The organism is Pantoea folii (assembly GCF_056678875.1).
In genome coordinates, this window is the sequence record NZ_JBWXON010000006.1 from 22247 (window position 1) to 37065 (window position 14819).

12 protein-coding genes are annotated in these 14819 nt (G+C 51.9%); 5 read left to right on the plus strand and 7 right to left on the minus strand.

The features are described 5' to 3' along the window. Positions 1-73: 73 nt before the first annotated feature. The 3 genes from cmk to serC form a co-directional block, all read right to left on the minus strand. Complete coding sequence (gene cmk, locus AC1MDE_RS09105) at positions 74-754, minus strand: (d)CMP kinase (RefSeq protein WP_034820574.1); 681 nt, start codon at positions 752-754, stop codon at positions 74-76. Positions 755-951: 197 nt separating this feature from the next. Beyond that, positions 952-2238: a 3-phosphoshikimate 1-carboxyvinyltransferase gene (gene aroA / locus AC1MDE_RS09110; protein WP_058961782.1), complete on the minus strand. Its 1287-nt coding sequence runs from the start codon at positions 2236-2238 to the stop codon at positions 952-954. Positions 2239-2319: 81 nt separating this feature from the next. Further along, complete coding sequence (serC, locus tag AC1MDE_RS09115) at positions 2320-3405, minus strand: 3-phosphoserine/phosphohydroxythreonine transaminase (RefSeq protein ID WP_034820590.1); 1086 nt, start codon at positions 3403-3405, stop codon at positions 2320-2322. 312 nt (positions 3406-3717) lie between these two features. Between serC and ycaO the strand changes: the two genes are divergently transcribed. The 4 genes from ycaO (at position 3718) to pflA (ending at position 9944) form a co-directional block, all read left to right on the plus strand. Continuing rightward, complete coding sequence (gene ycaO / locus AC1MDE_RS09120) at positions 3718-5478, plus strand: 30S ribosomal protein S12 methylthiotransferase accessory factor YcaO (RefSeq protein WP_480344495.1); 1761 nt, start codon at positions 3718-3720, stop codon at positions 5476-5478. Positions 5479-5833: 355 nt separating this feature from the next. After that, the gene (focA, locus tag AC1MDE_RS09125; RefSeq protein ID WP_034820596.1) at positions 5834-6694 is read left to right on the plus strand and encodes a formate transporter FocA; all 861 of its coding nucleotides are present in this window, start codon (positions 5834-5836) and stop codon (positions 6692-6694) included. Between the two features lie 67 nt (positions 6695-6761). Further along, a complete protein-coding gene (gene pflB / locus AC1MDE_RS09130; RefSeq protein WP_479402757.1) occupies positions 6762-9044 on the plus strand; it encodes a formate C-acetyltransferase in 2283 nt (760 codons plus the stop codon). Positions 9045-9203: 159 nt separating this feature from the next. After that, a complete protein-coding gene (pflA, locus tag AC1MDE_RS09135; protein ID WP_480344496.1) occupies positions 9204-9944 on the plus strand; it encodes a pyruvate formate lyase 1-activating protein in 741 nt (246 codons plus the stop codon). A 47-nt stretch (positions 9945-9991) separates the two neighbouring features. On the opposite strand, the gene AC1MDE_RS09140 is transcribed toward pflA, so the two are convergent. Further along, positions 9992-11143: an MFS transporter gene (locus AC1MDE_RS09140; protein ID WP_480344497.1), complete on the minus strand. Its 1152-nt coding sequence runs from the start codon at positions 11141-11143 to the stop codon at positions 9992-9994. Here AC1MDE_RS09140 and AC1MDE_RS09145 point away from each other — a divergent pair. Beyond that, the gene (locus tag AC1MDE_RS09145; RefSeq protein WP_167347135.1) at positions 11091-11318 is read left to right on the plus strand and encodes a hypothetical protein; all 228 of its coding nucleotides are present in this window, start codon (positions 11091-11093) and stop codon (positions 11316-11318) included. The two genes, AC1MDE_RS09140 and AC1MDE_RS09145, sit on opposite strands and share 53 nt — an antisense overlap. Positions 11319-11454: 136 nt before the next feature. Here AC1MDE_RS09145 and serS read toward each other — a convergent pair whose 3' ends face one another. From serS to lolA, 3 genes are all read right to left on the minus strand, one after another. After that, positions 11455-12747, minus strand: coding sequence for a serine--tRNA ligase (gene serS, locus AC1MDE_RS09150; RefSeq protein WP_058961786.1), 1293 nt, complete (start codon positions 12745-12747; stop codon positions 11455-11457). A 96-nt stretch (positions 12748-12843) separates the two neighbouring features. Then, on the minus strand, positions 12844-14190 hold the full coding sequence (locus tag AC1MDE_RS09155; RefSeq protein WP_058961787.1) for a replication-associated recombination protein A: 1347 nt from the start codon (positions 14188-14190) through the stop codon (positions 12844-12846). A gap of 7 nt (positions 14191-14197) precedes the next feature. Beyond that, positions 14198-14809 (minus strand): outer membrane lipoprotein periplasmic chaperone LolA, encoded by a 612-nt coding sequence (gene lolA, locus AC1MDE_RS09160; RefSeq protein ID WP_034820613.1) that lies wholly within the window; start codon positions 14807-14809, stop codon positions 14198-14200. Positions 14810-14819: the final 10 nt, after the last annotated feature.

Genomic DNA, 14819 nt, shown 5'->3' on the forward strand with positions numbered 1-14819 from the left:
CGGATGGGGTTGTTTCACATGCCCAGCACCGGATCCGTGGTACAGGGTTACTACAATTCAGTTACCGAATAGATTAAATGCCCAGCTTTTGGCGGGCATAATCAAGTGCCTTTTCAATCACTTGCTCAATGGACATACTGGTTGAATCCAGCACCAGAGCATCAGCGGCAGGCACTAAAGGCGCAATTGCACGATTACGATCGCGGTCGTCGCGTTCCTTTATCTCGGATAAAAGGCGATCAAAGTTAACATTAAAGCCCTTCTCCTGCAACTGTAGCATACGACGGTGAGCACGCTCTTCCGAACTTGCATCCAGGAAGATTTTTACCGGTGCATCGGGGAATACCACGGTGCCCATATCGCGGCCATCCGCAATCAAACCCGGCTCTTCACGGAATGCTCGCTGGCGACGCAGCAGCGCTTCACGCACGCGTGGGAAAGCAGCAACCCGCGAAGCCGTATTGCTCACTTCCTGCGTACGGATTTCACCGGTCACATCCTCACCTTCCAAAATGACCTGCATTTCGCCTTCAACAGACAAGAAACGCACGTCGAGGTGAGCCGCCATAGGCACTAATGCTTCTTCGGATTCAATATCCACCTGATGATGAAGTGCAGCCAATGCGAGTACGCGATAAATGGCACCAGAATCCAGCAAATGCCACTGCAATGACTCCGCCATCGCTTTACACAAGGTCCCTTTACCTGCGCCACTTGGGCCATCAATGGTAATTACCGGGGCGATTGCCGTCATTGTTCTCTCCTGTTGCTGCGTGCTTATTATCAGCCTTCTTGGCTGTTTGAATGCGCGGCATTATACGCTGCCCGCGTCAGGTTAGTTACCCTTTAGCGTAGACAGCGCCAGAAATTTCGACAGATTCAGAAGAATTTCCGCCCAACAAGACCAGAAGAGAGCGAGGAAACCCGGCACAAGCGTACCGGGTAGCGTGATCAAGAGGTCTGGCTGATTTTCGCCAACTGCTGGAAGTAATCCGGGAAGGTTTTCGCCGTGCAGCCGGGATCAAGAATGGTGACAGGCGTGTCCGATAACGCCACCAGCGCAAAGCACATCGCCATGCGGTGATCGTTATAAGTGCCAATATCCGCATGCTGAAGCTGAGCCGGTGGAGTGACACGAATAAAATCGTGACCTTCTTCTACTTCCGCACCCACTTTGCGCAATTCGGTCGCCATCGCCGCTAAGCGGTCAGTCTCTTTCACACGCCAGTTGTAGATATTTCGCATCAAGGTGGTGCCTTCCGCGAACAACGCCGTGGTGGCAATGGTCATCGCCGCATCTGGAATATGGTTCATGTCCATATCAATCGCGGTCAGAGAACCTCGTGTGCAGGCAATATAGTCATCACCCCACTCGATCACCGCACCCATTTTTTCCAGCACATCAGCAAAGCGGATGTCGCCCTGAACGCTGTTGCGGCCAATCCCGGTTACGCGAACCGTTCCACCTTTAATGGCGGCGGCGGCGAGGAAATAAGAGGCAGAAGAGGCATCGCCCTCCACCAGATAATCGCCCGGAGATTGATACTGCTGCTGGCCTTTCACCACAAAGCGCTGGTAGTTCTGGTTATCGACTTCGACACCAAAACAACGCATCAGGTGCAGTGTAATATCAATGTACGGCTTAGAAACCAGATCACCTTTGATGGTAATCACAGTGTCTTTCGGTGCCAGCGGAGCGGTCATTAGCAATGCTGTCAGGAACTGGCTGGAAACACTACCGTCCACACTGACATCGCCACCTACAAACCCGCCGTTCAGACGCAGCGGCGGATAATCCGTCTGCTCCAGGTAATCAATTTTAGCTCCGCCCTGACGCAACGCATCCACCAGATGACCAATTGGGCGCTCTTTCATGCGGGGTTCGCCAGTCAGCACAATCGACTGTTGACCCAGGCACAATGCGGCTGCCAGCGGACGCATAGCAGTACCGGCGTTGCCCAGAAAGAGTTCCAGGGCCTGGTCACTGTGCAGCGGACCTGCATTTCCCACCACTTCGCACACGGTACGATCGGCAGAGAGCGTATAATTGACGCCCAGCGCCTTCAGCGCATTCAGCATGTGTTTAACGTCATCGCTGTCCAGCAAATTGGTCAGGCGAGTCGTGCCGTTGGCCAGCGCGGCCAATAACAATGCGCGGTTAGAAACGCTTTTTGAACCCGGTAAGTTTACCGTGCCGTCAACGCGAGCAATCGGTTGTAGAGTCAGGGAGTCCTGCATGTGAAACCAAATCTCCAGAAAAGACAAAACCCCGTTGTTTAACGGGGCCAGTGGCCAGCCAGGCTGGCCGATGATGAGTAATTAGCCGTGACGACGTTCGAAGTCGATCATGAACTCAGTCAGGGCTTTCACCCCTTCCAGCGGCATCGCATTGTAGATCGACGCACGCATACCGCCAACCACGCGGTGTCCTTTCAGTGCATGCAGGCCTGCCTGCAGAGACTCGTCCAGGAACACTTTATCCAGCGCGGCATCAGCCAGCTGGAACGGCACGTTCATACGTGAACGGTTCGCAGCGGCAACATCGTTACGGTAGAAGCTGCTGTTATCAATGACGCCATAGAGCAGGTCTGCTTTCGCCTGATTGACCTTATCCATCTCAGCAACACCGCCCTTCTCTTTCAGCCATTTGAATACCAGACCAGAGAGGTACCAGGCAAAAGTCGGCGGTGTGTTGAACATGGATTCGTTTTCAGCCAGCACCTTGTAATCAAGGATAGACGGCACATAACTTTGTGCTTTGCCCAGCAGATCTTCACGCACCACCACCAGCGTTAATCCCGCTGGACCGATGTTTTTCTGTGCGCCCGCGTAGATCACACCGTAACGGCTGACATCGATTGGGCGAGACATAATGGTTGATGACAGGTCAGCCACCACCACTTTGTCACCAAAGTCAGGCTCTTCATCGATTGCGATGCCATCAATGGTTTCATTCGGGCAGAAATGCACATAGGCAGCATCATCGTTAAGCTGCCATTCACGCATCGGTAACAAAGCACGTTTGCCGTTAAGCGTGGTTTTGACGTCGATGGTGTTCGGGGTGCAATATTTTTCAGCTTCTTTAATCGCGCTGTGTGCCCAGTAGCCGCCATCAATATAGTCAGCGGATTTAGCATCACCCAGCAGGTTACCTGGAATAGCCGCGAACTGCGCGCGCGCGCCACCATGGCAGAATAAAACTTTGTAGTTCGATGGGATCTTCAGCAGATCGCGAAAATCCTGTTCTGCTGCTTCAGCGACAGCAATGAACTCTTTACTGCGATGGCTGATCTCCATTACAGAGGTGCCTAATCCGTGCCAGTTTGTCAGTTCTTGTTCTGCACGACGGAGCACTTCTACCGGCAGCATCGCTGGGCCGGAGCTAAAATTATAAACCTGCGTCATTTCCCCTCACCACTGTCATATCGAACGGTTATGAATACCGTATCGGTTTTATCATTGCCTCCGAATGGCTGCAATCATTAATCCGATAGCGATCTCAATTCCGGGGCGGGCTCCACCGCAGCTTATGTCATAAATGCAATAAGCCACGGAATTTTGTGAGGGAGATTCCCGAAGTAAAATCAGAATGCTGCCAGGTGATGAAATAGCCGTGACAATACCGCGATAAATTTAGACCACTGAATAGCGAAGCAGGCGCAAAACCCGTATCATTGCGCGCTTTACGCCCAACCATCGACTTGAGAGAGCGCCAACATGACGCAAACGTTTATTCCAGGAAAAGACGCCGCACTGGAAGACTCCATCGCACGTTTCCAGCACAAACTGCAGGACCTGGGCTTCAACATTGAAGAAGCCTCCTGGCTGAACCCGGTTCCACACGTCTGGTCTGTGCATATCCGCGATCGCGACTGCCCGCTGTGCTTTACCAATGGTAAAGGTGCCAGTAAGAAAGCGGCACTGGCTTCGGCGTTAGGCGAATATTTTGAGCGTCTCTCAACCAACTACTTCTTCGCCGATTTCTGGCTCGGTCAGTCCATCGCCAACGGCGATTTCGTTCACTACCCGAATGAGAAGTGGTTCCCATTGACTGACGATGACAGTTTACCAGCAGGGATTCTGGATGCGCGTCTGCAGAAATTTTACGATCCAGAAGATAGTCTGAGCGCCTCAGATCTGATTGACCTGCAGTCAGGTAATGTTGACCGTGGTATCTGCGGCCTGCCATTTACTCGTCAATCCGACCAGCAGACGGTGTACATCCCGATGAACATCATCGGCAACCTGTATGTTTCTAACGGCATGTCTGCCGGTAACACCGCGAATGAAGCGCGTGTACAAGGCCTGTCTGAAGTCTTTGAGCGCCACATCAAAAACCGCATTATCGCTGAGTCAATTAGCCTGCCAGAAATTCCTGCTGAAGTGATGCAGCGCTACCCCGGCGTGATTGAGGCGATTGAACGTCTGGAAGCCGAAGGTTTCCCGATCTTCTCTTACGATGCTTCACTGGGCGGCAAGTACCCGGTTATCTGCGTAGTGTTGTTTAACCCGGCCAACGGCACTTGCTTTGCTTCATTCGGCGCGCACCCTGACTTTGGTGTGGCATTGGAACGTACCGTTACTGAACTGCTCCAGGGCCGTGGACTGAAAGACCTGGATGTCTTCACCCCACCGACCTTTGATGATGAAGAAGTGGCTGAACACGCCAACCTGGAAACCCACTTTATCGATTCCAGTGGTTTAATCTCCTGGGACATGTTCAAAGATGATGCGGATTATCCTTTCGTCGACTGGAGTTTCTCAGGCAGCACGCACGAAGAGTTTGATACGCTGATGGCCATCTTCCGCGCGGAAGATCAAGAGGTTTACATCGCGGATTATGAGCATCTGGGCGTTTACGCCTGCCGTATCATCGTACCGGGCATGTCAGATATTTATCCGGCGGAAGACCTGTTATTGGCCAACAACAGCATGGGCGCGCCGCTGCGTGAAACGTTGCTGGCGCTGCCAGCCAGTGAGTGGGAACCGGAGGCGTATCTGAACCTCATCGAGCAGTTGGATGAAGAAGGTCATGACGACTTCACTCGCGTCCGTGAGCTACTGGGTCTGGCGTCAGGTAAAGACAATGGCTGGTACACCCTTCGTATTGGCGAGCTGAAAGCCATGCTGGCATTGGCGGGCGGAGATTTGGATCAGGCTCTGATCTGGACGGAATGGACCATGGAGTTCAACCAGTCAATCTTCAGCGCTGAACGCGCCAACTATTACCGTTGCCTGCAAACCCTGCTGTTGCTCGCCATGGAGGAAGAACGCGATCCTCTGCAATATCATCGTGCCTTTGTGCGGATGTATGGCGAAAACGCCGTTGATGCCGCTTCTGCAGCGATCAGCGGTGAAGCACCATTCTACGGCCTGCAAGCGGTAGACCTGGATCTGAAAGCCTTCCCGGCTCATCAGGCCCTGCTGGCCACCTACGAAAAACTGCAGGCAGCAAAACGTAACTATTGGTCAAAGTAATATTCACGGGCGCTTAGCGCGATATTTTTGCTAACGTTGAGAATGGCACTGATTAATCCCGGTGCCATTTTTTTTGCCTCAAATTGTCATACTCAACATTGAATATTGATAATTAACAATTCAGTTTCATTGATTAAACTGAATTAACATTAAGTCACTTTCAAAGACCCTTCATTAAACTTATTCTGCATAAATTAAAAATTTTTTAGTTGTTATAATTCAAATTGTTACATGAAAATTCCTTAGCTTAACGCCTCGCTTACCCCGTACCTCCCTGCCATTTATGATCCACATCAATTCCTGACCTATACTCCTTTGTTAGTATCTTTACAGACAATTTCAGGAGAGCGTTAGTGTGAAAGCTGACAACCCTTTTAATGCATTATTACCCGCGGCCATGGCGAAAGTTGCTGAAGATGCCGGCGTCTATAAAGCCACTAAACATCCTTTAACCACCTTCTTCTTAGCCATCACTGCTGGCGTATTTATTTCTATCGCATTTGTTTTCTACATTACTGCCACCACGGGCAGTGGCGCGATGCCCTACGGTATTGCGAAACTGATTGGCGGTATCTGCTTCTCTCTGGGTTTGATGCTGGTTGTGGTATGTGGCGCGGACCTTTTCACTTCGACGGTTTTGATTGTGGTGGCGAAAGCCAGCGGGCGCATCACCTGGATGCAACTCGGTCGTCATTGGCTGAATGTCTATATCGGTAACTTGTTTGGTGCGCTGTTCTTTGTCGCGCTGATTTGGTTAGCAGGTGAACATATGGTTGCCAACGGCGCGTGGGGGTTGAACGTCCTGCAAACCGCCGATCACAAAATGCATCACACGTTTATTGAGGCCGTTAGCCTCGGCACACTGGCTAATCTGATGGTTTGCCTGGCCGTATGGATGAGTTACTCCGGCCGCAGTCTGTTTGACAAAATGTTTGCCATGATATTGCCGGTCGGGATGTTCGTTGCCAGCGGGTTTGAGCACAGCATCGCCAACATGTTTTTAATCCCTATGGCAATTGTCATTCGCGACTTCGCCAGCCCGGAATTCTGGCAACTGGCCGGCTCCAGCGCCGCACAGTTCCCCTCTCTCAGCGTTGGCGACTTTATTGTTAACAACCTTATTCCCGTGACGATCGGCAACATTATCGGCGGCGGATTGTTAGTCGGTTTGACCTACTGGGTCATCTATCTTCGTGGTGATGAGCCGGTTCACTAAGCAATTGATACGGGCGTGCTCAAGGGCACGTCATCGTCAGAGTCTCCCTAAATAAGGCAGGTATATCATGTCCGAACTTAACGAAAAAATGGCGTCAGCCTGGGAAGGATTTAGCGCCGGCGAATGGCAGAACGGTGTCAACGTCCGTGACTTTATCCAGAAAAACTACACCCCCTATGAAGGTGACGAATCTTTCCTCGCAGGCGCCACACCCGCCACCACTAAACTGTGGGACAGCGTGCTGGAAGGTATCAAGATTGAGAACCGCACCCATGCACCGGTTGATTTCGATACCGACCTGGCTTCTACCATCACGTCACATGATGCGGGTTATATCAATAAATCGCTGGAGACCATCGTAGGTCTGCAAACTGAAGCTCCACTGAAACGCGCCATTATCCCGTTTGGCGGCATCAAAATGGTCGAGGGCTCTTGTAAGGTTTATGGCCGTGAACTCGACCCAGCCCTGAAAAAAGTCTTTACCGACTATCGTAAAACTCATAACCAGGGTGTGTTCGATGTCTATACCCCTGATATTCTGCGCTGCCGTAAATCCGGTGTCTTAACCGGTCTGCCAGATGCTTATGGTCGTGGTCGTATCATCGGTGACTATCGCCGCGTGGCGCTGTACGGCATCGATTATCTGATGAAAGATAAAGTGGCGCAGTTCAATTCACTGCAAAGCGATATGGAAAATGGTGTCAATCTTGAAGCCACCATCCGTCTGCGTGAAGAAATCTCCGAGCAACACCGTGCGCTTGGCCAGATTAAAGAAATGGCTGCCAAATACGGCTCTGATATTTCTCTGCCCGCTACCACAGCGCAAGAGGCTGTACAGTGGACCTACTTCGGCTATCTGGCCGCGGTGAAATCACAGAACGGCGCCGCGATGTCATTCGGTCGCGTATCCACCTTCCTCGATGTTTATATCGACCGTGATATTAAAGCGGGCAAACTGACTGAAGAAGGCGCGCAGGAGTTAATTGACCACCTGGTGATGAAACTGCGTATGGTACGTTTCCTGCGCACTCCAGAATATGACGAACTGTTCTCAGGTGACCCAATCTGGGCAACCGAGTCTCTGGCCGGTATGGGTGTTGATGGCCGTACTTTAGTCACCAAAAGTACCTTCCGCTTCCTGAATACCTTGTACACCATGGGCCCATCACCGGAACCTAACATGACCATTCTGTGGTCAGAAAAGCTGCCGGTTAACTTTAAAAAATATGCGGCCAAAGTCTCTATCGATACGTCTTCATTGCAGTATGAGAATGACGATCTGATGCGCCCTGACTTTGATAACGATGACTACGCGATCGCCTGCTGTGTGAGCCCAATGATTGTCGGCAAACAGATGCAGTTCTTCGGTGCCCGCGCCAACCTCGCTAAAACACTGCTGTATGCAATCAACGGTGGCGTGGACGAAAAACTGAAAATGCAGGTTGGCCCGAAAGAAGCGCCAATCACTGATGAAATTCTGGATTTCGACACTGTGATGGCACGTCTGGATCACTTCATGGATTGGCTGGCTAAACAGTATGTCACCTCATTGAATATCATCCATTACATGCATGATAAGTACAGTTATGAAGCTTCACTGATGGCGCTGCATGACCGTGATGTCTATCGCACCATGGCGTGTGGTATCGCAGGCTTGTCAGTGGCGGCGGATTCCCTGTCTGCAATTAAATATGCCAAAGTAAAAACCGTGCGTGATGCGGATGGTCTGGCCGTAGATTTCGAGATTGAAGGCGAGTATCCGCAGTTTGGTAACAACGATTCACGTGTCGATGATATGGCGTGTGACCTGGTTGAACGTTTCATGAAGAAAATTCAGAAACTGCAAACCTATCGTAATGCAGTACCTACCCAGTCGGTGCTGACCATCACCTCTAACGTGGTGTACGGTAAGAAGACCGGTAACACCCCTGACGGTCGTCGTGCAGGTGCGCCATTCGGCCCAGGTGCTAACCCTATGCACGGTCGCGATCAGAAAGGTGCCGTTGCCTCACTGACCTCGGTTGCCAAACTGCCGTTTGCTTACGCGAAAGATGGTATCTCTTACACCTTCTCCATCGTGCCAAATGCACTGGGTAAAGATGATAACGTGCGTAAAACCAACCTTGCTGGCCTGATGGATGGTTACTTCCACCATGAAGCCAATATCGAGGGCGGCCAGCACCTGAATGTCAACGTGATGAACCGTGAGATGCTGCTGGATGCGATGGAACACCCTGAGAAATATCCTCAGTTAACCATTCGCGTTTCCGGTTATGCTGTGCGCTTCAACTCGCTGACCAAAGAGCAGCAGCAGGATGTGATTACCCGTACGTTCACTCAGTCCCTGTAATCCTCCCTGAAATGTAAAGGCTCCTGCGGGAGCCTTTTCTCCCCAAGTCTGTTTTGCCAGTTTGCTTTCGCTGGCAGCCTGGCAAAATCGACTTTAATCCAAGAGCACAACACAGATTGTGCCGCCTGATGTTGAGGCTAACCCGGAGAATACATCGCAATGTCAACCATCGGTCGTATCCACTCATTTGAATCCTGCGGCACCGTTGACGGTCCCGGCATCCGTTTTATCACCTTCTTCCAGGGCTGCCTGATGCGCTGCCTCTACTGCCATAATCGCGACACCTGGGACACCCACGGTGGCAAAGAAGTCACGGTGGACGACCTGATGAAAGATGCACTGTCGTATCGTCACTTTATGAATGCCTCTGGCGGAGGAATAACGGCATCAGGTGGGGAAGCAATCTTACAAGCCGAGTTTGTGCGTGATTGGTTCCGTGCCTGTAAGGCAGAAGGCATTCACACCTGCCTGGATACCAACGGCTTTGTACGTCGTTACGATCCAGTGATCGACGAAATGCTGGATGCCACCGATCTGGTGATGCTCGACCTAAAACAAATCAATGATGATGTGCACCAGATTCTGGTTGGCGTCTCTAATCATCGCACCCTCGATTTCGCGCGCTATCTGAAGAAGAAAGGCAAACGTACCTGGATTCGCTTTGTGGTGGTGCCTGGCTATTCCGATGATGATGATTCTGCCCATCGCCTCGGCGAATTTACGAAAGATATGGAGAACGTCGAGAAGATTGAGCTACTGCCCTACCATGAACTGGGCAAGCATAAATGGATTGCCATGGGTGAAGAGTACAAACTGGATGGCGTTAAACCACCCAGCAAAGAGACCATGGAAAGGGTCAAAAAGATCCTGGCGGGTTATGGTCACGAAGTGATGTACTAACAAAAAAGGGAGCATGTCGCTCCCTTTATTATTTACGCAATCAGATATTAAGCGTGTGCAATTGGCGTGGCGTGCTGATCGGCCTTACGCAGCAGCATCACCAGATACACTAACGCGACGGCCGCAATCATCACAAACAGCAAACGGTCAGAGTAATTCTGCATCAGCATTGATGTCATGCCCGGCCCGACCAGACTGCCAATGGTGTAGCTGAACAGTAGCGCCTGATTCATGGCAACCAGCTCATGGTGCGCAACGGTTTCACATGCCCAGGACATCGCCACTGGATAGAGCGTGAAGCCAGCCAGCCCCAAAACAAACAGTGCAGGCGCCATAGCAGTATCGCCTAACATGGCGATGGCACCCAGAATCACCACAAACACCTGAACGCGCAACACCATCAGGCGCCCAAAGCGGTCGGCTAGACGGCCCACCGGCCACTGGCCGACAATGCCCGAACTCACCAGCAGCGCCATCCAGTATCCGACGTTGGCATCACTCATTCCCCGATGAGACAGATACAACGGCATCAGACCATACAGTGAACCCAGTACGATACCGGAAATGATGCAGCCGTTGATGCCCAGACGTGAGCTGCGACGGCGCAACATGGTCCAGATGCGACCGGTAGAAGCCTCTTCAGTCGCGGAGCTGGCATTAACACGCAGGAAGACCACCGGCAGCACGGCACAGACGATCAGCGCGGTAACCCATGGGATCACCTGCAGGAGTTCAGTCGAAACGCGACTCACCAGCAACTGACCCGCTACCGTGCCGAGATAGTAGATGATCATATAGGCAGCCAACAACTGACCGCGATTACGCACTGTACCGCTGCACAGCAACGCACTCTCCACCACCACCCAGATCAGCGCGCAACCAACACCCGCAACAAAACGCAGCGCAGTCCAGCTGTAGAAGCCTTCTAACAACACCATTCCCATAGTTGCGACGGCAAACAGGGCGCTGGCCAGATAGAAACAGCGATTAAAGCAATAGCGGTTGATTAACCAGCCCGCCAGCAATGTCCCCAGCAGATTCCCGGTGTAATAGGCTGAGCTGGCCATACCCACCTGCCATGTCGGCAGTTGATCGTGAGTAAGCCAAAGCGGTACCAGCGTATTAAGCACAGCAATAGACACCGTCATGAGCATTAAGCCGCAGAGCAGCAACACGACGGGGCGTGACCAGGTAGACATAGGGATTAAAAACCAAAGAAATGAAGATAATTGCGCGCAGTTTGCCATTCGCTATTTTAAAGTCAACGGGCAAAAAATCACCACAGCACAATTTGCTGCTGAACAATTTATTATTTTTATCTTCAGCAGCTTAGAGGAGATATATCATCACCATAACTCATTGCTATCTGCATGAATTTATGGATTTTAGTGTTTTAAGCGAGTCTACTGACGATAACGTTTATTTCTGATTAATTCTTACTAAAAATAATCGCTCGATCCTGAAAATAAAAAACCCGGCATTGCCGGGTTTTATTGTCGGAAACCAGCGATTAACCAATGATTTCCAATCCGCCCATATAGGGACGCAGCACTTCTGGTACTTCGATACGGCCGTCAGCCTGCTGGTAGTTTTCCAGCACCGCCACCAATGTACGTCCAACTGCCAGGCCTGAACCGTTCAGTGTGTGCACCAGGCGAGGCTTCTTGTCGGTTTTACTGCGGCAGCGAGCCTGCATGCGACGCGCCTGGAAATCCCACATGTTGGAACAAGAAGAGATCTCACGATAGGTATCCTGCGCCGGCAGCCACACTTCCAGATCGTAGGTTTTGGCGGAACCAAAGCCCATATCACCAGTACACAGCAGCACCTTACGGTACGGCAGGTTCAGCAACTGCAGGACTTTCTCAGCATGACCAACCAACTCTTCCAGTGCGTCCATTGAAGTCTCAGGCGCAACAATGTGCACCATCTCAACTTTGTCGAACTGGTGCATACGAATCAGACCACGCGTGTCGCGTCCGTAAGAACCTGCTTCAGAGCGGAAGCACGGCGTGTGCGCGGTGAGTTTTATCGGCAGATTTTCTTCTTCCACGATCTCATCACGCACCAGGTTGGTCAGCGGCACTTCCGCCGTCGGGATCAGTGCGTAGTTGCTGCTGCCCGCTTCTTCACCCAAAGGCTTGGTGTGGAACAAGTCTTCACCAAACTTAGGTAATTGGCCCGTACCAAACAGCGTCTCATGGTTGACCAGATACGGCACGTAGGTTTCCAGATAACCGTGCTGTTGAGTGTGCAGATCAATCATGAACTGGCTGAGCGCACGATGCAGGCGAGCGATCTGCCCCTGCATCACGATGAAACGTGAACCGGTCAGTTTCACTGCAGCGGCAAAATCCAGCCCTTTAACCGCTTCACCCAGCTCAACGTGGTCTTTTACCGGGAAATCGAACTGGCGCGGCTGGCCCCAGCGGCTGACTTCCTGATTCTCGCTATCGTCTTTACCCAGCGGCACTTCATCGACCGGCAGGTTAGGCAGCGAGAGGGCAAAATCGCGGATGGTGTTTTGCAGTGTATCCAGCTCAACCTTCGCCGCATCCAGGCGTTCGCCCAGCACGTTCACTTCCTGACGCAGTGGCTCGATGTCTTCCCCACGCGCTTTGGCCTGACCGATGGATTTGGATCGGGAGTTACGCTCTGCCTGCAGATTTTCAGTTTCTACCTGCAGTACTTTACGACGCTCTTCGAGCGAACGCAGCGTTTCCACATCCAGTTTGAATCCTCGGCGTGCCAGTTTTTCAGCGACTGCGTCTGGCTCATTACGCAGCAGATTGGGATCGAGCATGCTTATCCTGTGTAATTAAGGTTGGTTGAACGAATGAAGGGATGCATCCCACTGGAATGCATTGAAATACTTGCTCACCTTACCGTAAGGCGTTTATCAGCGGTAGCGTTTTATCGGGCTATTTTGATCCTGTTCAGCCAACCAGGCGAGTTTTTCGCCGATTTTCCCTTCAAGCCCCCGATTGGTGGGTTGATAGTAGCGCGTTTGCGCCATTTCAGGCGGGAAGAACACCTCTCCTGCCGCGTAAGCATTGGGTTCGTCATGTGCATAACGATACTCTTTGCCCAGCCCCATCTCTTTCATTAATTTGGTGGGCGCATTGCGCAGGTGCTCTGGCACATCATAATCCGGGAATTCTCGTGCGTCGCGCATGGCCGCCTTGAACGCCGTGTAAACCGCATTACTTTTGGGCGCGCAGGCCAGATAGACGATCGCCTGTGCGATGGCGCGCTCACCTTCTGCAGGCCCGACGCGAGTGAAACAGTCCCAAGCCGAAATAGCCACCTGCATACCGCGTGGATCGGCGTTGCCCACATCTTCCGAAGCGATCGCCAGTAAACGGCGTGCAACATACAGCGGATCACCCCCGGCCGTGATGATGCGGGCATACCAGTAGAGAGCGGCATCTGGCGCCGAACCGCGCACGGATTTATGCAGCGCCGAAATCAGATCGTAGAAACGATCGCCTTTATTATCAAAACGCGCCGCCCTTTCTCCCGAGACTTCATTCAGCAGCTGTGGCGTCAGCTCACGCTGACCTTGCGCGTTGCTCTCTGCCATATCCGCCATCATTTCCAGCGTATTCAGCGCACGACGTGCATCGCCGTTAACCAACTCAGCAATCATGCGCCGGGTGTTTTCTGGGAGCAAAATGTCGCTGTTACCGTAACCCCGCGCACTATCCTCCATCGCCTGGGTGAGCACCTGTTCAATATCTTCCGTGGTGAGCGATTTCAGCAGATAGACACGAGCACGCGATAGCAGTGCCGAGTTGAGTTCAAACGATGGATTCTCGGTGGTCGCACCGATAAAGGTAATGGTGCCATCTTCAATATGGGGCAGGAATGCATCCTGCTGGCTTTTATTAAAACGATGAACCTCATCCACAAACAGGATGGTACGGCGGCCCAGTTGACGATTCTGCCGCGCGCGCTCGATGGCTTCACGGATCTCTTTCACGCCGGATGTCACGGCAGAAATTCGCTCGACATCCGCCTTGCCATAGTGCGCAATGATCTCTGCCAGTGTTGTTTTCCCTGTTCCTGGCGGCCCCCACAAAATCATTGAGTGCAAATGCCCGGCTTCAATCGCGCGCGGCAGCGGTTTACCCGCCGCCAGCAGATGCTGTTGCCCGATATACTGCTGCAATGTGGTTGGCCGCATACGCGCGGCCAGCGGCTGAAACTCATTTGAAGTGGCGAAATCCAGGGACAGGTTACTCACCGCGACCTCACTGACGTTGATCGTCCACCGTTACCCCTTTTGGCGGTGTAAAGGTGAACTTATCTGGGCTAATCGCACCGTTTTTCTGGCTTTTCAGCTGATAATCACTGTGTTGACCATCTTGCTCAATCGCACTGAATTTGTTGATGGTTCCGGATGCAGAGACGTTGATGGTGAATTGCTTCAGGTTGCCATCGCTGCTTTTTGGCGTCAGTTCGAAATTATCACCCTGCTGCTTGATGTTGTACTGCTGCCAGTCGCTTGGCTGATTTCGGGCAATCAGCATGAATGGCGTATTGCTGGTGGCGTTCTGCAGCAGGCTAACGCTGGCTTGCTCGACAAACGGATTATAGAACCACAGGTTTTTACCGTCGGAGATAATCACGCTTTCGTCTGGCGCGGTCATATGCCAGTTGAATAGGCTTGGGCGTTTAACCCACAGCTCACCTTCACCATCCTGCACATTTGCACCGCTGCCATCTGTCACTTTCTGGCTAAAGCTGGCATGGAAGCTGTTCACTTTGTTCAGACGCTGCTGCAAATCGCTCGACGCATCCGCCAATACCGACGAAGAAACAAAACCGGCCAGCAGGCCGCAGGCAATAACGCGTAATTTCATCTGATTCGAT